The 21,643-nt window shown below is 38.6% G+C and carries 14 protein-coding genes and 1 pseudogene; 5 read left to right on the top strand and 10 right to left on the bottom strand.

Annotation, left to right across the window (positions count from 1 at the left end; translation table 11 throughout):
- Positions 1-917: 917 nt before the first annotated feature.
- Together P9M13_01450 and P9M13_01445 are read right to left on the bottom strand one after the other, a co-directional pair.
- Entirely contained in the window at positions 918-1,826 is a 909-nt protein-coding gene (locus P9M13_01450; GenBank protein ID MDP8261952.1) for a transposase, read from the bottom strand.
- A gap of 69 nt (positions 1,827-1,895) precedes the next feature.
- Positions 1,896-2,078 (bottom strand): annotated as a pseudogene (locus P9M13_01445) (transposase).
- Between the two features lie 38 nt (positions 2,079-2,116).
- Here P9M13_01445 and P9M13_01440 point away from each other — a divergent pair.
- Positions 2,117-2,308, top strand: coding sequence for a hypothetical protein (locus P9M13_01440; protein MDP8261951.1), 192 nt, complete (start codon positions 2,117-2,119; stop codon positions 2,306-2,308).
- A gap of 69 nt (positions 2,309-2,377) precedes the next feature.
- Here P9M13_01440 and P9M13_01435 read toward each other — a convergent pair whose 3' ends face one another.
- Positions 2,378-3,910: a mechanosensitive ion channel gene (locus P9M13_01435; GenBank protein MDP8261950.1), complete on the bottom strand. Its 1,533-nt coding sequence runs from the start codon at positions 3,908-3,910 to the stop codon at positions 2,378-2,380.
- Between the two features lie 262 nt (positions 3,911-4,172).
- Between P9M13_01435 and P9M13_01430 the strand changes: the two genes are divergently transcribed.
- The gene (locus P9M13_01430; GenBank protein MDP8261949.1) at positions 4,173-5,174 is read left to right on the top strand and encodes a hypothetical protein; all 1,002 of its coding nucleotides are present in this window, start codon (positions 4,173-4,175) and stop codon (positions 5,172-5,174) included.
- A 51-nt stretch (positions 5,175-5,225) separates the two neighbouring features.
- Here the strand turns inward: P9M13_01430 and P9M13_01425 are convergent, their stop codons facing one another.
- A complete protein-coding gene (locus P9M13_01425) occupies positions 5,226-6,716 on the bottom strand; it encodes an MFS transporter (protein MDP8261948.1) in 1,491 nt (496 codons plus the stop codon).
- A gap of 81 nt (positions 6,717-6,797) precedes the next feature.
- A complete protein-coding gene (gene mgtE, locus P9M13_01420) occupies positions 6,798-8,108 on the bottom strand; it encodes a magnesium transporter (protein MDP8261947.1) in 1,311 nt (436 codons plus the stop codon).
- 139 nt (positions 8,109-8,247) lie between these two features.
- Here mgtE and P9M13_01415 point away from each other — a divergent pair, with 139 nt between their 5' ends.
- From P9M13_01415 to P9M13_01405, 3 genes are read left to right on the top strand one after another with little or no spacing between them, the layout of a single operon-like run.
- On the top strand, positions 8,248-10,230 hold the full coding sequence (locus P9M13_01415) for an alpha-1,4-glucan--maltose-1-phosphate maltosyltransferase (GenBank protein ID MDP8261946.1): 1,983 nt from the start codon (positions 8,248-8,250) through the stop codon (positions 10,228-10,230).
- Positions 10,231-10,242: 12 nt separating this feature from the next.
- Entirely contained in the window at positions 10,243-13,566 is a 3,324-nt protein-coding gene (gene treS, locus P9M13_01410; protein ID MDP8261945.1) for a maltose alpha-D-glucosyltransferase, read from the top strand.
- 42 nt (positions 13,567-13,608) lie between these two features.
- On the top strand, positions 13,609-14,934 hold the full coding sequence (locus tag P9M13_01405) for an MFS transporter (GenBank protein MDP8261944.1): 1,326 nt from the start codon (positions 13,609-13,611) through the stop codon (positions 14,932-14,934).
- 42 nt (positions 14,935-14,976) lie between these two features.
- Here P9M13_01405 and cdaA read toward each other — a convergent pair whose 3' ends face one another.
- The 5 genes from cdaA to P9M13_01380 all read right to left on the bottom strand — a co-directional run bounded on the left by cdaA (position 14,977) and on the right by P9M13_01380 (position 21,462).
- Positions 14,977-16,170 carry a diadenylate cyclase CdaA gene (gene cdaA / locus P9M13_01400; protein ID MDP8261943.1) on the bottom strand — a complete coding sequence of 398 codons (1,194 nt, stop codon included), beginning with the start codon at positions 16,168-16,170 and terminating at the stop codon, positions 14,977-14,979.
- A gap of 37 nt (positions 16,171-16,207) precedes the next feature.
- Positions 16,208-17,254 (bottom strand): glutathione synthase, encoded by a 1,047-nt coding sequence (locus P9M13_01395; protein MDP8261942.1) that lies wholly within the window; start codon positions 17,252-17,254, stop codon positions 16,208-16,210.
- A gap of 11 nt (positions 17,255-17,265) precedes the next feature.
- Positions 17,266-19,155: a DUF1704 domain-containing protein gene (locus P9M13_01390; protein ID MDP8261941.1), complete on the bottom strand. Its 1,890-nt coding sequence runs from the start codon at positions 19,153-19,155 to the stop codon at positions 17,266-17,268.
- Complete coding sequence (locus P9M13_01385; GenBank protein ID MDP8261940.1) at positions 19,142-19,933, bottom strand: N-formylglutamate amidohydrolase; 792 nt, start codon at positions 19,931-19,933, stop codon at positions 19,142-19,144. The genes P9M13_01390 and P9M13_01385 overlap by 14 nt, the downstream gene beginning before the upstream one ends.
- Before the next feature lie 77 nt (positions 19,934-20,010).
- Entirely contained in the window at positions 20,011-21,462 is a 1,452-nt protein-coding gene (locus tag P9M13_01380; GenBank protein ID MDP8261939.1) for a phospholipase D-like domain-containing protein, read from the bottom strand.
- Positions 21,463-21,643: the final 181 nt, after the last annotated feature.

The raw sequence follows: 21,643 nt of genomic DNA, 5'->3' as shown, positions 1-21,643 counted from the left end.
CAGGGCTATGCTATCCCAATGAAGTAATACTCTGCTCCTTCCTGAACGTCAGTCGCAGTAATGTGTGGCACTAGGTCGTGCCACTTGCCTCGCCGTGGCTGGCTCGGCTTTTCTTTGCCCCCTTTTTCATTAGGTATCAGGCATAAATACCTGATGTATTAATTGTTTAACAAAAATTATTTTGTTATAATTATACGTAAAGGTAAAAAGCTAACATATATAACATAAGTTATACCACCTATGTTATATATAGTCAACAACAAAAATATTATGATTAATGAGCAAATCAAATACTTTAGAAAAAAAGCTGGGTTCTCACAACAGAAGCTAGCTAATCTTGCTGATCTCTCGATTACTGCAATAACAAATCTCGAGCAAGGGGTTGCTCAACAACCCACCATTCAAACAATGATCAAAATAGCCGATGCCCTAAATATATCCATCGATGAATTAGTCGGCAGAAAATTCAAATCCTCTAAGAAGTAATATAGTCTTTATTTCCCAATTATTGTCTGGCTCTTCAGCCTCTTGTTTTCCTATTTTATCCCTCATCTATATATGCAAGGATACTACGGATAGTTTTAAGAAAAAATTCTGCGAATTTTATTCTGAAAACTCTTCCGTTCCTCAACCTGTCTTCGACAGGCTTGCATATATAGCTGCCTTCCATATGTGTTCTTCCTATGGTCAGACCACATCTTCCAGGGCGGGATCGTCTTTCTTTTAAAAGAGGCCTGTATGTATCTTAAAGACTTCTGCGAAATGACGTTTAGCTCATTCATCGCGAGGAGCGAAGCGAGGAAGTGATCTCGAGAAGAGTAAAAAGTAGAGCAAAAGAAACGGGATAGCAAACGATTGCCGAAAAAAGATACAGTTATCCTGTAAAGACAAATGATTGTTCTTTGAAAGCATGAAGATTACCCGGTTAGAGAAGTCACTGGTTCTCTGGAGAAGGAGCGATAGCATCTGATTTTGTCAGGCTGTTCCATGAGGATAGCCGCGGAATGGGCAACAAGGCTTAAGGAGAGATGAGCGATAGTCATCTGGTTTTTGATTGATCTCATTTTGTAGTGTGTTGTCTGTTCGAGTTCGCGGTCACCGAGGCGGGCAAAATAACGTTCAACTTCGGTGCGCAAATTACAGGTATTTTTATAGAAGAGTGAATTTCTTGGGACACGAGAACGGGCATCATCAGTAATATCTAAATGTTTTGTGCAGCCATAGGGATTGAATTTGCAGTGATCTACGGGGCATCCATTGGGGTGATTTTTTGCGAACTTTACGCTGGTTTTAATTGGGCATCGGAATTTGCTGCGGGTTCTCAAACCTTCAGTCCAGATGCCGTCGGGTTTCATTTCGATTTTGGCGTCGCAGAGGGGGAAGCCATTAGGACCGAAGGTTTTGTCTTGTTGTGTGTTGCGAGGGTTTATAGGAATGAAGGCGTGCCACTTGAGTTCATTGACAATGAAATTATAAAGTTCACGTTTGTCGTAAGCGGCATCGGCCAAAAGGATGGAGCCTTTGCGGGTACCGTAGACACGTTTGAGTTTTTTAATGAGTTTACGAGCAGCGACAGAATCTTTGACATTGTTAGGGAGAGTAAGTTCCACAAGAGGAATACCTTCTTTAGAGACAATGACGTGAGTACGGTAGCCCCAGAAGAAGATGAAGTTGTCTTTTTTGCCGCTGATTGTTTGGTAAGAATAGTATCCGAGAGTGGCAGAAGGGTTACGTTTGGCTTTTTTGTTTTTGTTACGCGTATTACGTTTTGGGTTTTTGAAATTATTCTCTCTGGTAGCAGCCATAACGGGCTTGGAATCAATGATAAAAATATCATCAGAGATAACATTTTTATCAAAAAGCTCTTTGATAATAGAGTGATGCAGATCCTGGAGCAGTGAGTTGTTAGTCCGTGAGAGGAATCTGTAAAACTGGGAGGGATCTGGTAGAACGCCCATATTAAAGCCGCACATTTCGGTAAGAGCGGGATGGGAATCGAGGAAGTCGATGAGTGCCGGAACAGATTTTACCTCTTCAAGATGTTTAACGATGAAGGCTTTGATCATAGCGTGACGGGAATAACCGGTACGATATTAATGTAGATAATATTTATCAGATGTTAAATGTTGTTGAGAGCAATATTCAGGAATTAACGAGGATGTATAGTGAACTGCCAGATTCAAATCACCGTGATGTTGGTGGGCGAATGAAACCGACAACCAAACAGATGGAAATAGCAAAACAGATTAAAAGAGCTCAGGCAAGAGCTGATAGATTGATGAGATTAATCGAAACGCAAAGACTTTAAATCAGAACTATTCATAGCCTTTGATGACTATAGAAACTGTATTTATGCCGTTCTCTTTAGAGTAAATATTTATTCTTTTATATCTTTTTTCTTATTATTATCAGTACGTAATGCCCAATCTTTTATCCATTCGTTATCCTGTCCTGACCCAAGATACAATGTTCTGTGAGGAAAAGGTATCTCAATCCCAAGTTCATCAAATTTGTTTTTAATCCTCCGTCTCATTTCTCTAGCAACTGTCCACTGCTTCATGGCTAGCGTTTTTATGCGGAATTTTATTGAGACTTGTGAGTCAGCAAAATCATCAACGCCTAACATTTCAAGATCTTTTAATATAAGCCTTCCATACTGTGAGTCTTGTCTCATCTGAGCTCCGATATTCTTAATTACATCCATTACTCGGTCTACATTTTCTTTATAAGCTACCCCGATAGTTAAGAGTGCTTGTGAATATTTCTGCGTAAAATTAATTACTGATTTAATTTCACCATTAGGAATGTAAATAACTTTGCCTTCTAGATCGCGGAGTATTGTTATGCGTAGAGTTACTTTTTCGACAAGACCTCCTATATCATTAATCTTAATTACATCGTTAATTCTATATTGCCCTTCAAGCAGAATAAAAATGCCATTAATAATGTCTCTAATAAGATATTGCCCGCCAAAACCAAAAGCTAAACCTACGATTCCTGCACCGGCTAAGAGTGGAGCCATATTTAAACCAAAACTTTCAAGGAGAAAAAACACGATCAATGCAAAAATGATGATCGAACCTAGCCATTTAAAAAGAGCCAATATTGTTTTCAGGTGTAAAACGCTTTCTTTTTCACGAATAGCATCTTTTTTTGTTAAGAGTTTTTTAGCTTTTCTTATGCATATTCCCAAGATGATATAACTTAAAATACCAATTAAAATAATTATTATCGATCTAAGGGTTTTGTATAAAATGCTTTTTCGTTTGAGGATGCCATTTTGAAGTTGACTATAATCTTCTCTCAAATCTTCAGCTTTTGCCTTATGTGCTTCAAGTTTCTTCTGTGCTAGCTGTGCCTTGTACTCTGATATCTTTACTTTTTCCCTGGAGAGAGAAGCTTCGCTTTTTAAACGCTCGATTTCTGTCTCAAGTTTCTTAGCTTTAGCGAAAGCTTCAGTGCTGTTAAGTATTTTAGCTTCTTTCTGTAAAACTTTAAGTTCTTGTTCTGCTGTTGCTGCAGCATGCTCTTTTACGGCAGCCTCTTTTTCTAAAACCTTTTTATCTTCAATAATGTCCTCAGCTTCAACTTCTACTTTATGAATATCATCTACTACTTGTTTGATCTCCTTCTTTTTAGATTGTGCTTTTTTTTCGAGCTCTTGTGTAATAGCCTTATCGGGAGACTTAACTTTATCTTCTTTTATTTCAACCGTAACTTCTTTAACTATGTCTCCGGCACCTTTATCAGCTTGATCAGTATCAGTGCTTACACTATTAACAGTTTGTTCAACTAATGTAGTTGTCTTCTTAATAGATATATTTTCGCTAGATGCATTATAAATACTTACACAAGTGAATATTGCTACTAGAAACATCATTAGCAGACTTTTGTAGATTACATTTTTCATATCAATACTCCCTTACATTATATGTATGTTAGTATATAATTTTAACTAAATACACCTTATTTATATTATATTAAGCGATCACAGGGTATTTTAATGGGGGCTGAACTGAGGGAGATCAGCAGAAAAGCAATTTAAGGCGTATGGATAGCAGAGAGAGTATTGAAGGTGTACATAGACCTTATTTGCCAAGCATTAATATAAACGTTGAAAAATATGACGTATTGATATAAATTAATATGCAATTAGAAAGGAGGAATATAAAATGCAGATTAATAAATATTTTGTTGCTTTTGTTTCAATATTAAGTTTTAGCCTTTTAATTGTATCTAATATATATGCTGATAATGGTAAACCGGTTATGCTAGAGTCTTTAGATCCTAATATAAAAGGTTCATATACAATAGGGCAGGTAGAGTTCAAAAAAGATGCAGGTGGGGGATCATCCGGTACAGTTAATCCTTTAAATGATGGTAAAACAATAAGATTAAAAGGTACATTAGCTGATTATGACGACGCTAAGATTGCGCTTATTCTGCCGTTTGATAGTAATCAAAATATAAAAGATATTAATGTAGTGCTTAGTGGTGATGTGAAACAAGGAAATATAATTACTGTGAAATTGGTTTCAGGCAGTGGGGATGTTCTAGTTCAAAGACAAATTGATTCGAAGGGTCTAAATATGAGCCAGCCAAAAGTAGCAAAGATTGATTTTGGGCAATCAATAAAGAATATAAGAAGGATAGTTCTTGCAGTTCATGCGAATGGGGCACCAGGTGAAGTTTTATTGAATGTTCAAGGGCTAGGCGGTGTTCCTCCTGAAAAAGTTGATGTTAGTTTAGCATTAGATGCCGCAGGCAGCTATGAGGATAATACAGGCGGTGACCTGGTTGTGCTGAATGATTCGGATGTATCAAATAAGGGCAATGGCGTAAGACTGAGAAAAGCATTAAATAGTGATGATGATTGGGCAGGATTGTCTTACCGTTTTAATGGTTATAGGGAGATTGATTCTTTTAGTCTTCTATTGCGTGGTATAGTTTCAAAAGGGCAACAATTAAAGATTGAATTATATGGAGAAAATGGCAAGCTTTTTAAGGAGGCATTAGTAAAAACACAACGTTTAACGAATTCTGAATTATGGCAAGTGAAGATTGGCTTAAAAAATAAAATCGCTGTTAGAGAAATTAAATTGTTAGTTTTAGCTAATGGCAATACAGATCCGGTAGATATTCAAGTAATTGGGCTAGGAAAAGTAAAAGAATAGTTTTGTATTTATTGTCTTTCTCAAGTGATCAAAATTTATAAGAAGAGGTGTTCAACTTGCTTTGAGCACCTCTTTCTTATTTTTACTTTTGAGAACTATTAAGGGGTAAGAAATAAGCTGTAATAAACCCGCACCTGTTGAAAGGCTTCTTAACGGTCTTTTAACAGAAGCCATCAGTTCATTAAGAACGATTTTTTCATCAACTTGTCCTTTTTCTTCTACTAACGATAATTTATGTAATGCAAATAGACCGATTATTGCGGCTAACCCGAATAAGAAATCCCAATGAGAGAAGTTTATAGGGCGGAAAATAATACTTTTTTGAACCCCTGTCCATTCTAATATTAATGACAAGTTTTGCGTGGAAAAGAAATCGGCCAGTTTACCTCCTATTATTGGAGCGATCCCTGCGGCTAATGAAATAATTAATGTGCTAGCTCCCAGATAAGCGGTTCCTTCTCCTTTTGGTGCGAGTTTTAACCCGATATTTCCTACTGCAATAGTAATACCGGCAGTCGAAATCCCCATAAGTATGTGAATACCGATAAGGAGGGGTATAGTGAGAAAATACTTATCAGGTAACGTGGTAAAAGTCCACGCTAAGATACAAAGTATAAAAATCGGGCCGCTTGCGGCAAGAACAGATTTATTGCTAAAATGATCCGTCCACTTTCCCCACAATCCGAGAAAAGCAAAATTGAATGCTTGACTGATAATGCTCATCATTACAACCCCTGACATATCCAATCCAAGGCGTTTTAACATATATACAGTGAAAAAAGGAGCAGCGAGATTAATTGCAAAGCTCCATGTGGCTAAAAAAACAAGAAGTCGTTTAAAATTTTTATCTTTAAAAGGTTTTTTGATGAGAGAGAAGAATTTTATCTTCTGAGGAACTATTGGAATATTTGGGATTTTATTTACATAAAATAAACCAATCATTCCAACAATGAAACCAGCAAGAAAAAGAACTATATATCCACCAATAGTGAAGGTTGGAACATATTGTTTCCAGCCATCAACGACAAAACTCGCGATAAGACTTGCAAAAATGCCAATAAGAGTCGCAATGCGAAGACGACTTGAAAAAAAACGCCCCATACGATCCTCTGGAATTAGATCTCGCATCCAAGAATTCCATGCGCATCCAGCGATCCCGCCTATTGTTGATTGGAATAAAATTGCGCCAATAAGAATAATGATGCCCATGGAAGGAGAGAATAGAAAAGGACTTAAGGCAACGAACAGCCAGGCAAACCGGCTGATGAAAGCCGAAGCAAGAACGATCTTTTTTCTATTATTAACTGCCTCAATCAAGTAAATTGCAGGTATTTGAATGAGTTGACTAAGGGGCGGTATAGCGGCTATTAAACCAATTTCGAAGTTTGAAGCACCTAAATGAAGCGCAATCCCGACAAGAAAAACACCGCTGGTAAAAATTCCCATTAAGTGGCTCATAATGCCGTCTTTTACAACGGCATTAAGCCCTGTAGTGAGTTGTTGTTCAGTTATACCGGTTATGTTTTCACTAGAAATATTCATATCTTCTATTTACAAAATATAGTCGGCAGACAATAAATTAGAATATTGTTTATTTACAATCGTATTGATTAACATCTTCAATCACACGAGGAAGTTCTGAAAAATAACTGCAAAACTCAGAAACGCGAAAAAGCCCAAGACATCTGTTACCGTGGTAAGAATAATATTTGAGCACTGTGCCGGATCAAGACGTAGCGCTTTCATGGTGATGGGGATTGCCGCACCAGCAAAACCTGCAACAACAAGATTTACGATCATGCCCAAACCGATCACTACACCAAGAAAAGGGTTTCCCTGCCATAGAAAGGCAATAATAGCTGTTACAATACCTATTATGACACCGTTAATAAGACCAATATACGTTTCTTTCAGTATAAGATGCTTTACTCGTGAAGCTGGTATTTCCCGCATAATGAGTCCCCGCATAACAACCGCTAATGATTGTGCTCCAGCGTTACCGCCCTGGCCGGCAACGACAGGAAGATACACAGCCAAAACCGTGATCTTTGCGATAACACCCTCAAACATACTTACTACCATAGCGGCCAGAAACGCGGTGGCAAGATTAACATGAAGCCATGGTAAACGTTTTTTTAGTGAAAACCATATAGAAGAGGACACCCGTTCATCACCACCCGCACCAAACATTTTAAGAATATCTTCTGTAGCCTCTTCCTGAACACCTTTAATTAGTTTTTCGGCTTTAATTACGCCCAGGAGGCGATTATCATTATCTACAACCGGAATCGCAAAATATTTTCTTTTCGAAACTTCGTTAGCAATGATCTCTCTGTCAGTAAAACAATTCACTGTAAACACTTCTGTATGCATAATTTCCTCAAGCGTACTTTGGGGATTTGCAAGCATGAGGTTATATGCCGAAACTATACCAATAAGACGGGTCTCATGATCAATAACGTATAAATACGACATCTGATGTTTGTTTGCTGATTGGTGCCGTATTTTCTGTATAACATCTTTTACCTTTGCTTCTTTATGAAATGATGTTACATCAGTGCTCATGATTTTTCCGGCACTATCTTCAGGGTACTGTAAGAGCTGTTCTATATCTTTTTTTTTCTTTTCTGTAAGGCTATGAAAAAAGCGTTTTCGTTTGTCCTCTGAAAGCTGACGCAAAATAATCGAGGTCTGCTCTGGACTTAAACGGCCTGCTATATACTCTATGAGATGATCATCAAAATGTTCCATATATGATGCCGCTGTCGTTTCTGGAAGAGACTTGATAACCTTTAATGTGATTTCGGGCGCAAGCGCTTTTAACACTGATATTGCTGCATGATCATCAAGGGTCTCAATGAATACGGCTGCATCAATAGGGGAAGAATGGCAATATCTGCTCACAAGCTCAAGCAATGTATCTCTTTTTGGCATATATACGTCCCTCTATAATAAACAAAATTCACCATTTATGATAACGATTGTATCATTTTTGAATTTTACTTCAATAACAATACATGGTATAATACATTTTATTATTAAACCCGTGATAAATAAATCGTGATAAATAAATATGGAAAAAAAACAAAAACGCATTATTTTTAAGAATGTATCTCCACAGATAGAGTGTGCAAAATATCCAATAAAACGCTGTGTTGATGACGGTGTAACAGTATCTGCGGATGTATTGTCAGACGGGCACGATCATATTTACAGCTCTTTATTATACAAAAAAGAAAAAGACAGCGTTTGGTCACGCTCACCTATGACCTTTATCGAGAACGACCGGTGGCAGGGTGTTTTTACCGTCACGGAGACAGGCTCGTATGTTTATACTTTCGAAGGATATATCGATCATTATGGATCGTGGCTTAAAGATATTGATAAAAAAATTGAGGCGAAACTGGATGTGTCACTTGACATAAAGATCGGCATAGAACATATTGAAAACGCTCTAAAAAGAATCAAAGGAAAAGGTGCTGAATTATTAAAAAATACATTAAGCTCTTTACGAAAAACAAAAGATATTGAAGTTCTATTAACCATATGCAAAGAAACTAAACTCATAGCCATACTTCAACAACATCCTGACATAGATCATGTTGACAGGCATGATACAGTGTTTTCTGTAACGGTAGACCGAAAAAAAGCTCTGTTTAGCAGCTGGTATGAGATGTTTCCCCGTTCATGCATTGCTGGCAATAAATCACATGGAACATTTACTGACTGCATATCCTTTTTACCTGAAATAAAACGCATGGGCTTTGATGTTCTGTATTTTCCGCCCATCCATCCGATCGGTACGACCAATCGTAAAGGAAAGAATAACGCTACCGTTTGTAAAACCGACGACCCCGGAAGCCCGTGGGCTATCGGTTCTCGTGACGGAGGGCACACTGATATCAATCCTTTGCTGGGGACCCTAAAAGATTTTAGAAAATTAGTCCAAGAGGCGCTTAAACACGGGATAGAAATAGCTCTTGATATAGCTTTCCAATGTTCTCCCGATCATCCGTACATTAAAAAGTATCCACAATGGTTTAAATATCGTCCTGACGGCACCATTCAATTCGCTGAGAATCCTCCAAAGAAATATGAAGATATTGTCCCGTTCGATTTTGAGACTGTCGACTGGAAAAATTTATGGGAAGAACTGAAAAACATCGTTCTCTACTGGATCGATAACGGTGTGCGAATACTCAGGGTCGATAATCCGCATACAAAACCTTTAGCTTTCTGGCACTGGCTGATAAGTGAAATAAAAGATATTCATCCGGATGTGATATTTCTCTCTGAAGCATTTACCCGCCCGAAGATAATGCACCATCTGGCAAAACTCGGGTTTACGCAATCGTACACATATTTCACCTGGAGAAACACGAAACATGAACTGACCGAATATATGACCGAACTAACAACTACCGATGCAAAGGAGTATTTCAGGCCGAATTTATGGCCAAACACTCCGGATATTCTTCATGAATACCTGCAATGCGGCGGCCGCGGCGCGTTTATAACGCGTTTTATACTTGCAGCAACACTTTCATCAAATTACGGTATTTACGGCCCTGCGTATGAACTATGTATTCATGAACCACTTCCGGGCCGTGAAGAATATTGTGACTCTGAAAAATATGAGATCAAAAAGTGGGATAGAGCCGCATCAGCGCAAATAACCGACATTATTGCCAAAACAAACGCTATACGCAAAGAGAACCCGGCCCTGCAGTCAACAAACAACATACAGTTTATTGAAACAGACAATGATGTTTTACTTGCTTACTGCAAAAAAACCGATGGGTATCAAAACATCATCCTTGTAATCGTCAATCTTGACCCGCATAACACTCAGTCAGGGTGGATTACCGTGCCGCACTCTGTCATTGGCAGAGAAGAAGAAAAATCCTATCTTGCGCACGACCTCTTGACTGATGAAAAATACATCTGGAATAGCGAGCGGAATTTTGTCAGGCTCGATCCGTTTAAAATACCTGCGCATATTATACGCATACATCCTCACATACACCGTGAAGATGATTTTGATTATTACACATAAGGAGAAGTACGTATGAGTTTGCACGAATTTGAAGATACGCCGCAGTGGTACAAAGATGCTGTTATCTATGAGCTACATGTACGCGCGTTTAATGACAACAGCGGTGACGGTATCGGTGATTTTAAAGGACTGACAGAACGGCTCGACTATCTTGAAGATCTTGGTGTCACGGCTATTTGGCTGCTTCCTTTCTACCCATCTCCTCTTAAGGATGACGGGTATGACATATCAGATTATTTTAAAATACACCGGGATTATGGAACACTCAGAGATTTTAAAATATTTCTGCGCGCCGCACATAAACGCGGCTTGCGCGTTATAACAGAGCTTGTCATGAACCATACATCAAACGAGCATGCCTGGTTCCAAAAAGCAAGAAAAGCCAAACCGGGATCTAAAATGCGCGACTGGTACGTGTGGAGTGATAATCCTGAAAAATATGGTGATACAAGGATAATATTCAAGGATTTCGAAACATCAAACTGGACATGGGATCCTGTTGCAGGTGCATATTACTGGCATCGTTTTTACTCGCATCAGCCTGATCTGAACTATGAGAACCCCTCAGTGAGACGCGAGATGAAAAGGGTATTGGATTTCTGGTTCTCTCTGGGCGTAGACGGCCTGAGAATAGACGCCGTCCCATACCTCTTTGAACGTGAGCATACCAACTGCGAGAATCTTCCTGAAACACACACATTCTTAAAAGAACTCAGGAGTTATGTCGACAAAAAATATAAAAACAGGATGCTTTTGGCTGAAGCCAATCAATGGCCAGAAGATGCTGCTTCATACTTCGGAAACGGCGATGAATGCCATATGGCGTTTCACTTTCCTGTAATGCCGCGCATTTTTATGGCAGTCCAGATGGAAGACAATTATCCAATAATCGATATTCTTAACGCAACCCCGCCGATACCCGATGGGTGCCAGTGGGCGATATTCTTAAGAAACCACGATGAGCTGACGCTTGAAATGGTAACCGATGAAGAGCGTGATTATATGTATCGTCTCTACGCAAAAGATCCACGCGCAAAGATAAATGTCGGGATCAGGAGAAGGCTCGCACCGCTTTTAAGCAACAATCGAAGAAAGATAGAATTATTGAACGTTCTTCTTTTTTCACTTCCGGGAACACCGGTCATTTATTACGGAGATGAGCTCGGCATGGGAGATAATTATTATCTGGGTGATCGAAACGGTGTACGGACACCAATGCAGTGGAGTACAGACAGAAATGCGGGTTTTTCAAAGTCAAACCCCCATCAGTTGTACCTGCCGGTGATTATTGATCCGTCGTATCACTATGAAGCGATTAATGTTGAAAATCAAAGCGGCAATCTTTCATCAATCCTCTGGTGGATGAAAAGAATGATCGCTATGCGAAAACAAATGAAGTCTTTAAGTAGAGGCGATCTCAAAATAGTAGCTTCTGATAACAATAAGGTCCTGTCTTTTGTGCGCAGGCATGAGGATGAAATTGTCGTTGTAGCAATAAACCTTTCTCGTTTTTCGCAAGTTGCCAATCTAGACCTGTCAGAATTCGCAGGCTATACCGGAACGGAAGCGTTCAGCAATAACGAATTTCCACCTATAAAGAAAAAGCCATACACGCTCATGTTTGGGCCCCACAGTCATTTCTGGCTCTTGCTTGAAAAGAAAAAGAAAAATCATTTAAAGGGACCAGACCAAAAGATAGTATCTGAACTGTCCGTTAAAGCACATTGGGAAAACATCTTGAAAGGGAGGCTCAAAGAACGGTTCGAACAGACAGTTATAAAGCCATACCTCGGGTCATGCCGCTGGTTCAGTTCAAAAACAAAAACAATACGCAAAGTAAAGATTATTGAAGATATTAATTTAGAAGGGCCCGACGCTTCTCACCTCCTTTTTATTGAAGTATATTATTATGATGGCGAGCAAGAAATCTATCAGCTGCCGATAACTTTTATCCCAAAAGAAACCGGTACTGTCCTTGAAGAAGATGCCCCGATAAGCATCATAGCGTATATAACTGTTGATAAAAGAGAAGGCATTCTTATAGACAGCACCCATGACGGTAATTTTCGAAATACCCTGTTTGCGTTTCTGGCAAAGAAAAAGAAGCTGCAGGGCAAAGCTGGGGAGTTTGCCGCATTCAGCAATACCGGCACAAAACGTTTTCTGCAGGAAACAGGAGAAAATCTTTCATCAATACTTCTTTCAAGAGAACAAAGTAACACCTCTCTCATATACAACAAGAATTACATACTTAAACTGTACCGAAAGATTGATGAGGGAAAAAATCCTGAGTTTGAGATCATCAGATATATTTCGCGCAACACCACATTTGCGCATATACCCTTATTTTGCGGCGGCATCGAATACAGGCATAAAAGCGGAGCGGTATCAACTTTGGCGTTGTTGCAGGAATATATAGATAACACAGGTGATGCATGGTCATATATGCAGGACACCGCAAAACAATACTTTGACTGCATATTATCCCAAAAAGAGGATCTGGCGGCACCGCCGCAGGAATACCCGTCACTCTTTGATACCACCCTTAAAGATATCCCTTCTAATATAAGAGAATTTATAGGGGATATATGTATTGAGATGATATCGCTTCTAGGAAAGCGTACGGCAGAGCTCCACCTGTCCCTTGCATCTTTGGATGCAAACAGCGATTTTATTCCGGAGAATTTTTCTATTTTGTATCAGCGATCTCTGTATCAATCAATGCAAGACCGTATTGCAAAAACATTCCGCCTGCTAAAGAAGAACGTTGCCACACTGCCGGCCTCTTCCGTTAAAGTTGCCGAATCAGTCATCGCTTCACAGAATAAGTGCATCGATAAGACGCGCAAAATACTGCAGAAAAAAATGTCAGGAAAGAAGATCCGCATCCATGGTGACTATCATCTCGGACAAGTATTGTATGCCAAAAAAGATTTTATAATAATCGATTTTGAAGGAGAGCCTGCCCGTCCTCTGAGCGAACGAAGACTTAAGCATTCACCTTTTAAAGATGTTGCGGGACTTATCCGTTCGATACATTATACTGCGCATGCAGCGATCTCTTCGCGTTCATCAGTAAGACCCGAAGACATAGAATATCTCACGCAGTGGATAAAGCCATGGCATCATTACTTAAGCGGAATATATCTTAATGCGTATCTCGAAGGGATGTCAAAAACAGATCTTATCCCTAATCAGCGAAGCGAACGTGAGCTTCTTCTGTACATTTATCTTTTAGAGAAAGCAATATATGAGCTAGGATACGAAATGAACAACCGTCCTGACTGGGTCTCAATACCGCTAAAAGGCATTGAAGACTTGATAAAAGGAAAATAGCATACATTCATATTCTTAAACCAAAAAATAATTAGATTTCCCATGGAAAAATCATCAGAAAAGATTCTTATACAAAAAAGCATACGCTATTCGTTCTTAAACGGTATTTCGTTTAATGCTATGAACGGGTTCCTTAACAGCTTTTTGACACCGTTTTTACTGCTCCTCGGGGGGACAACAGCACAGGTCGGTATGCTGAACGGTTTCCCTAATATTTTTTCAGCGCTGCTTCAGTTAAAAACACCGGACATAATAGACCGGTTTAAATCAAGAAAAAGGCCCGTTACGATATTTATATTCATTGAAGCAGTGGTGCTCTTGCTTCTGACTGTATTCGCTTTCCTGAAAATAATACATCCCTATGTCTTTATTGCGCTTGTCGTTCTATTTTCATCCGCTGCAGCGATCGCTAATCCCGCGTGGGGAAGCTGGATATCGCATCTGGTAAAAGAAAACAGGGGGACATTTTTTGGTAAGAGAAGCAGGATATACGGTTTTATAAAGATAGGAGCCACTTTCTTTGCCGGGTTCCTGCTCTCAAAAATAAAACCGCTTGATCCTTTTCTTGGTTTTGCGATAGTTTTTTTCACTGCTTTTCTTTTGCGTGCAACAGGATGGTATTTTTTGAGAAAAATGTATGACCCTGAAATATCTTATGATAAATCTTCACATTTCAGCATTAAACAGTTTCTTGCCCAGCTTAAAACGAGCAATTTTACCAAGTATGTTTTTTTTATATCCGTATTCAGTTTTACAGTAAGTATTGCAACACCATTCTATGCAGTATTTATGCTTAAAGATCTGCATTTTAGTTATTTTTTATACAGCACACTTATTGCGGCTGCTCTAATTTCACGGCTATTATTCATCAGCAGGTGGGGAAAGATAGCCGATCATGTAGGAAATCTCAAGGTAATCAAATTCACCACTATACTCATGGGTATCATTCCTCTTTTATGGATCATAAATCAGCATCCGGTATTTCTTTTGTTTATCCAGATCGTTTCAGGGTTTTTGTGGGCGGGACATCATTTATGCACCACAAACTTTATTTATGATGCGGTAACTCCGGAAAAACGCACACGGTGCATATCCTATTATAATACACTTCACGGCATAGGATTATTCGGTGGAGCAATCCTTGGCGGTTTTTTGATAAATGTTCTTCCTGCATTGAGAGGGCATAAGATACTGACGTTATTTCTCATATCAGCAATACTTAGGCTAGTTGTGACACTTATCTTTTCAAGAAAGATTAAAGAGGTGCGTACAGTTCATAATGCAAACAGCCTGCAGATATTCTTCAGCATGCTGTTTGATTACAAAACAATACTCGGAGTTGATAGAGAACCGGTAAAATATCTTTGACGCTGTAGACGTAGTAACTGTATGTGACAAGCCGTTATATATCTACTTTTTCTTTTTTTTCCTCTGTAATTCGACATCGATGAACATGGGTTTGTAATTATCTAGCACAAAATCCCTTGGATACTTAAAATCTCTCGCGTAAATTCGTATCCCCTGTTTTCCTTCCTTCATTTTCAATGGAATCAAAAGCTTCATTTCATCCTTGCCCGCAAAATATATTGAGCTCCTCGGGGCATGAAAGGTTACATTTACATATTTAGGACTGATATCCTTAATTATCCATTCCTTCGATATTTCAATATGCGATACCGGTATTGGTATTGTGTGGTAAATGATCTTAGAGCCGTGAATATTGACAAACCATAATCCCACTGCCAGGCAAACGGCTATTACTTTTTCACGATAGTTTTTTTTCAAATAATATGTCCATTTCCTCTTTTTTATAGGCGTTATTTCATCATAAAACAGTTTAATGATATCAATCAGTTCTTCCCCTCCGGACATTTTCCTCAGTGTTCCTTTATGGGCGACAGATATGGTACCTTTTTCTTCAGAAACAACAATGCAAAGCGCATCACATAATTCGGATAAGCCTAATGCTGCAGAATGACGGGTGCCACCCGTTCCGACTTCTGACAGATTTCGTGACAAGGGTAAATGACCGGCAAACAAGTCTATCTTCTCATTTTCAATAACAACTGCACCATCATGGCCGGGAGAACTATCATCAAAAATACTAAGAAGAAGCGGTTCAGAGATCTTCGAGCCCATTTCTATTCCGCCATCGATATGCCTCTTTAGAGTATCTTTACCTTTTATAACGATTAATACACCAGTTTTGGTTTGTGCCATATCAACAACTGCCCTGACAAGTGTCTGTATAAAGCGTTCATTATCAGAGACTGTCATCTTCCATTTGAGGTCACGTTTACGTGTACTGAAAAGTGCTATTTTCTCGAATATGGCTCTAATCTCTTCCTGAAATATCACCACAATTGCAATCAGGAACACTGCAAAGAATTTTTCAAACACATCAACGGTCATCTCAAGATTCAATTGCTGAACGATCAGGTACAAAACAGCAACTATAACAATACCGGTAAGAATATATGCAGCTTTTGTCTGTCGGAACCATACCAAAACGGCATAAATTATCACGGCAAGTATTCCTATGTCTATAAATCCTATCCATCCGATTGTATGGATCCATCCACGAATCACATGCAATATATCCACGTTATCACTCCTTCATGCGTATGGTTTTCATTTTACTTTATAGTGTTGCGAGATCAACATTATTAAAATTACGTCTGTAAAATTTCATGTAATCGACTTTACGTTCAAGTGATTCTATAACGGGTATTGAAAAATTGACTTTTTCAAATGATTCCGCGCTACCAAGTCCTCCGGGGCTAAACACGTTTATTTCCATTAATTTATCCCCGACAACATCAAGTCCGACAAGAAACATTCCGTCCTGAACGATCTTTGGACGGACAATCTCAACAATATTGAGCATCTCTTTTGTGACGAGTGCCTGATCCTTCTTCCCACCGCTATGAATATTGCTTCTGATATCATCCTCACTCCGGTGTCTTCTAAACGCTGCATATTTGCCTTTATGCTTCAGAGGATTACCGTTCATGACAAAGAGCCGTACATCGCCCTCTTCTGCGGCAGACAGATATTCTTGCGCAATGACGTATCCATCACGGCTGACAGCTTCTATCATTTGATTAATATTACCAAGATTTTCCTTGTTTACAAAAAATACGCTCTGGCCACCCGACCCTTGAAGCGGTTTTAATATAATTGTCCCTCCCTGTTCCTTGGCAAAGGATTTTATGTCTTGCCGATCACGGGTAATCAAAGTTCGAGGCCTTACTTCTTCAGGGAAAAGCTGAAAATACATTTTATTCATAGCGAGCGACAATCCAATAGGGTCATTTACTACAATTACGCCGTGCCTCATTGCAACACGGCCGAATATTGTTCCGGCACTTTGCGCCCAGAAACGTGGCCCACTGTCAGTGGAAGGGTCGTTTCTGAGCATCAATACGTCAAGGTCGTCTACGGTTATGCGTGAACACTTTGAACGTGATGTTTTAAGATCACGCATATATATGTTAAGTGCTTTATAGCTTTTTTTCGGGACCATACGCGCACGCGCATGAATATTTTCGTCAGGATCATACGCAAAATCACCCACACCCATATACCATACTTCATGACCCCGATTTGTTGCAGCCATCGCAAGTCGAGTAGTTGTATATACAGCCTGTTCAGTCATGATATCGTTAACCACCAACCCTAATCGCATACATTCCTCCTTTACTGAATAAGTTTATCTATTGGTACGCCATTTTTTAAGCACGTCATTCTTTCATGTGTTTTTTCACTGTGTAAATATAACGGAATTACAGGCGGTTTGCATATTATCTCTCTATATAATAGCTCTTTAATAAGGGGGATATTAGGAAATCCTATCTTGCCGATAAAAAGCGTTTCTATATCACCGTTATCTTTGAAATAATCTAATATCTTCATAAGCCCGCGTAAATAAATACAATCTTTGGTCAATCCACCACTGCGGCATACCCTCATTGTCATATCAAAAGCATTCTTTCTGTGAAACCCATATGTGTCCGTAAGTAGTTTAAATATATAATTAAAGCTTTTGCCGTTCATAACCTCATGCGCGGCGATTACGCGGCCAGCGAGCATTCTTAACCTGTGAGAATTTAATCCGCCAACACAATATTCAGCAATAATCCCTAGGCCTTCCTGCAGTTCCTCATACCCAGGAAACCCTGACACAAGCATCTGCAATGGCTGCAGTGTCGCATTATAGTGAGTTAAAACGTGCGTATCAATTTCATGAGCAATGAGTGCGTCAACTCTATCCTCAAGGATAGTGAGGTCTGATCCGATATAGATATCACCTTTGACTACAATTATTCCCGACACATCGTTTCTAATATAGCATTTGGCACTCAAATCATGTCCTGCTTTGTGATATTGCAGCATGCGTTTTTCTACATATCGTTTAATTGTTTTTGCATCTACAGAGTTTTTTGAGTTTTGATTATTTTTACATACATATTTCTTGAATATGTTTTGGGCCAAACGTAAAAGAGGCGTATCAATAGCCCCATACGTATTTATGCTTCCATACAAATATTTGTCTGTGCCGCGATTCATAATCATAGATAGATTATTATCAAGTTCGGCCTGCTTTTCACGGAAAAGATTCTCAAGCATTGGGTCTTCAATACGTTCAATAGGAATGTTATATAGTAGTCTCTTTAACAACATCGGGTCGATGGGTAGGGGGCGGTAATAAAAAGTCGGTTCAATTTTATATCCCAAATCAAAATATTTCTTTCGTTCGGAAGCAACATTAAGGGGCGTTGATAAAAGAAGATAATCATATAGTTGTTCAATAAGAGCAAAACGGTTGTCAGTGTCCCAGACCGCTTTTACCATTGCTTTTCTGCCGAGCTCTAAATAGTGTGGTGGCACATTTGCTGTTTGCGACCGGATAAATTCAAAAAAAGTTTTCTTAAAAACACGTGATATACCCCTGCGCATTTTTTGAAGTTCGATGGGGTATATTTGATGATTCTTATGATCAAAGTAGAGTGTCGGTACTTCAAGGCCAATAACGTGACAATTATATTTTTTTAAGTCATCTTCTGAAAATAAATTGCATAGTCCTGGAGGAACAGATGAAGAGGTGTAAGAGATATGAGCATCACACGCTTTTTTCATAATATGTATTTTCTGTAATTCCCTTTTCATGCATAACAGTGTAGAGCGTAAAGGGCTGTATTCATCATCTGAGGTGTGAATAGTGAAACAAGGGGAGCCACAGTTTTCTTGATTATCTTGAGAGGGCCATACTTCTACAATAAGAAATGTCCTAAAACACTCTTGTTGTTTTTCAATGATTTGTTTGCACAGCTGAACTGTTTTATCATGCCAGATAGTATCTCCATCGACAATAACATATGAGGCCTCACCCACAACCAATCTTTCGGTACCGTCTTTGTATAAGTGTGGTGACTGTCGAAAAACACATAAAAAAGGCAGTCTTCGATCAATATGCACTCTCCCGCCAGGTAACTTTCGGCGTACCCTTTTATTTTCCAATAACCGCTGACCGATTATATTTATGACGTTTTGGAATGTTTGTTCGGAAAACTCGTTATTGTGAGGCATTGTTTTTCAGTTCCTTAAGTATTTCTTTCACGCATGAGTGTAAGAGATTATTGATTTCACTATATTCATCTTCGTACAATGATCCTGTCCATTCATCCATAAAGAATTTCTTAAATTCTATAGCAAGAGCGCAGGCATCATTCGGAAACGTTTTATGTATCCACTGTGAAAAATAACCACCTTTAAATACTGCATTTTCTTTAATAATGAGTTTTCGTCCGAGGAAATCATATTGTTCTACTGTATCTATGAAACAATCGACATATGAGCCCCACCTAGTTTTGTCTAACGATCCTGTCCCAACATTTATTTCCGGAAACATCGCTGGATCTTGTGGAGGTGCATCAGGGTCGTTTCTTTTATGATTATAAGAGTGAATATCGAGAACGACTATCTTTCCAAATTTTTGAATACTACTTTGTAGGTATGTGTGCATGTCAGCATAAAATAAATCGTATAGCGCGTACAACTTATCTAAAATTTCGGGCGTAGGTCTATCTTTCCAGACACACAGTCCCCAAGCGTCTTCAGGTGTAACATATACGCATTTATCTTTAGGTCTGTTTAAATCACATTGAAAGCGGGAACTGTGAACTATTACTCTGTTGTTGCTGCATTTAGTAAACTCTCCAGTATAAGGGTCTTCTTCTCTCAATCTTTGGGATTCATCGATAGAATATAGTGAGTCTGGTGATAAACATATATCATGTCCGTTATGAATTGCAGTTGCAATAACGGGCATCAAACCGTTTTCAATAGTCCAGTAACGACGGTTCATAGAATATCTTTCATGTTGCTATCAATTGTAGCAGATAAAAGGTAATTCAAAAAGCGTTAAGACCATATTTAGATAGATTATTCTTTAGCTGTTAATATCCCAGCCACATATCTCAATGATCTCATTGGATTATCAATTTTATATTGAGAGATTTTATTAAAAGCCTCTTCAACTTTGTCAGCTCCATATTTCTTAATCATGACAGCAATATCTTCAATATGCTCCAAGCTGTATTCATCCAGAATTATTTTTGAGAATTCTCTGGCTTGCTTTACTGTATTAGCACCATATTTATCCTTCAATTTCTTCAATTCCTTTTCGAAATCATCAAGAGAGTAAATATTTTTAACTCTGTATCTATTGGCAGGCCTATTAGCGAAACCCTTTTCAATACTTCCTCTTTCGATATCTATTAGATTCCACTTCTTTAGTGCAAGCATCCCATTAGTAATAATTGTATGGCTTACATTAAATTCTTTAGAGAGTCTCTTTTTGCTATCAAACCATATTTTTTGATTAGGGCCTGATTTGAGGAGGTTAATAAATAAGCAGAATTGCGCCGAAAGTGGCAATCTTTCGTCCCATCCGTATTTCCAAAATGTTTCTGGTATCTCAAAATATTGCTTTTCAGCTGTGCTGAAAAGTTTCATTGTGATCTCAGCATTTTTCCCATAAGCAAATTTTGCTTTGAGTAAGCCGTATTCCTCATCCAGTTTCTTTAGATTTTCGTTCATTCGAGCTCTATACCTGTTTAGATCACCGCCGTATTCCAAATCCGCTTCAGCCAGACTATAATCAAAATCGATTGTCTGTCCTGGTTCGTATTTTCTGACTAACCAAAGGTATAAATTCCAGCATCCTTTGTTATTAGTTGTTATAAATCGAGACAATGAACCAGTGAGAGTGCTTTTGGGTAATTGCAGATAGGGGAGAACGTCTTTTTTGCTTTCTTCGTAATCAATACCTATTGTATTAAAGTAATTAAGGAAACTTTTTGCAATTTTCGTAGAATTAATCAAAACTCCAGCTTCATTGTTGCGTTTAAGTGAGCTTTCCGACCAGTTATTGCTTCCAACAATGATTTTTTGTTTATCAATTATGATAGCTTTTAGATGAGTGTAAGTAACGTTAGTATCATAATAGACCTCAATACCTGCTTCTTTCAGATATTCAAAAGCCTTTTTATTCTTTTCTTCAACATGGAATTTCCGATTTGCTTGTCTTTGTTTTCTGAATTGAATATTCCTGTCGAGAATTACATTAACCTTAACTCTTTGTTTATGTGCTTCAACAAGATCATCAACTAGGGTTTTTACCTCATTATTCTTGTTTGGATCAAGATTTATGAAATACATGACAACAAAAATAGACTTTTTTGCGTTTTGAAGAGCGTTATGGACAGCAGAAAAATAATTTCTTCCACATATATCCTCAACATCTGCAGTAACAGGGTAAGCGTAATCTCGGACATGCGCGGAAGAAATTATACATATGGAAATTGTTAGAAGTAAAACTTTGAATAGTTTCATAAAAGACCTTTCTTTATAAGGAAAGTATAAGACAAAGAGTAAAAAATAAAAACTAAAAAGGGGGCAAAGAAAAGCCGAGCCAGCCACGGCGAGGCAAGTGGCACGACCTAGTGCCACACATTACTGCGACTGACGTTCAGGAAGGAGCAGAGTATTACTTCATTGGGATAGCATAGCCCTG

Origin of the sequence: Candidatus Ancaeobacter aquaticus (genome assembly GCA_030765405.1) — a bacterium.
Lineage (GTDB): Bacteria > Auribacterota > Ancaeobacteria > Ancaeobacterales > Ancaeobacteraceae > Ancaeobacter > Ancaeobacter aquaticus.
This window is presented reverse-complemented; position numbering and strand designations above follow the sequence as displayed.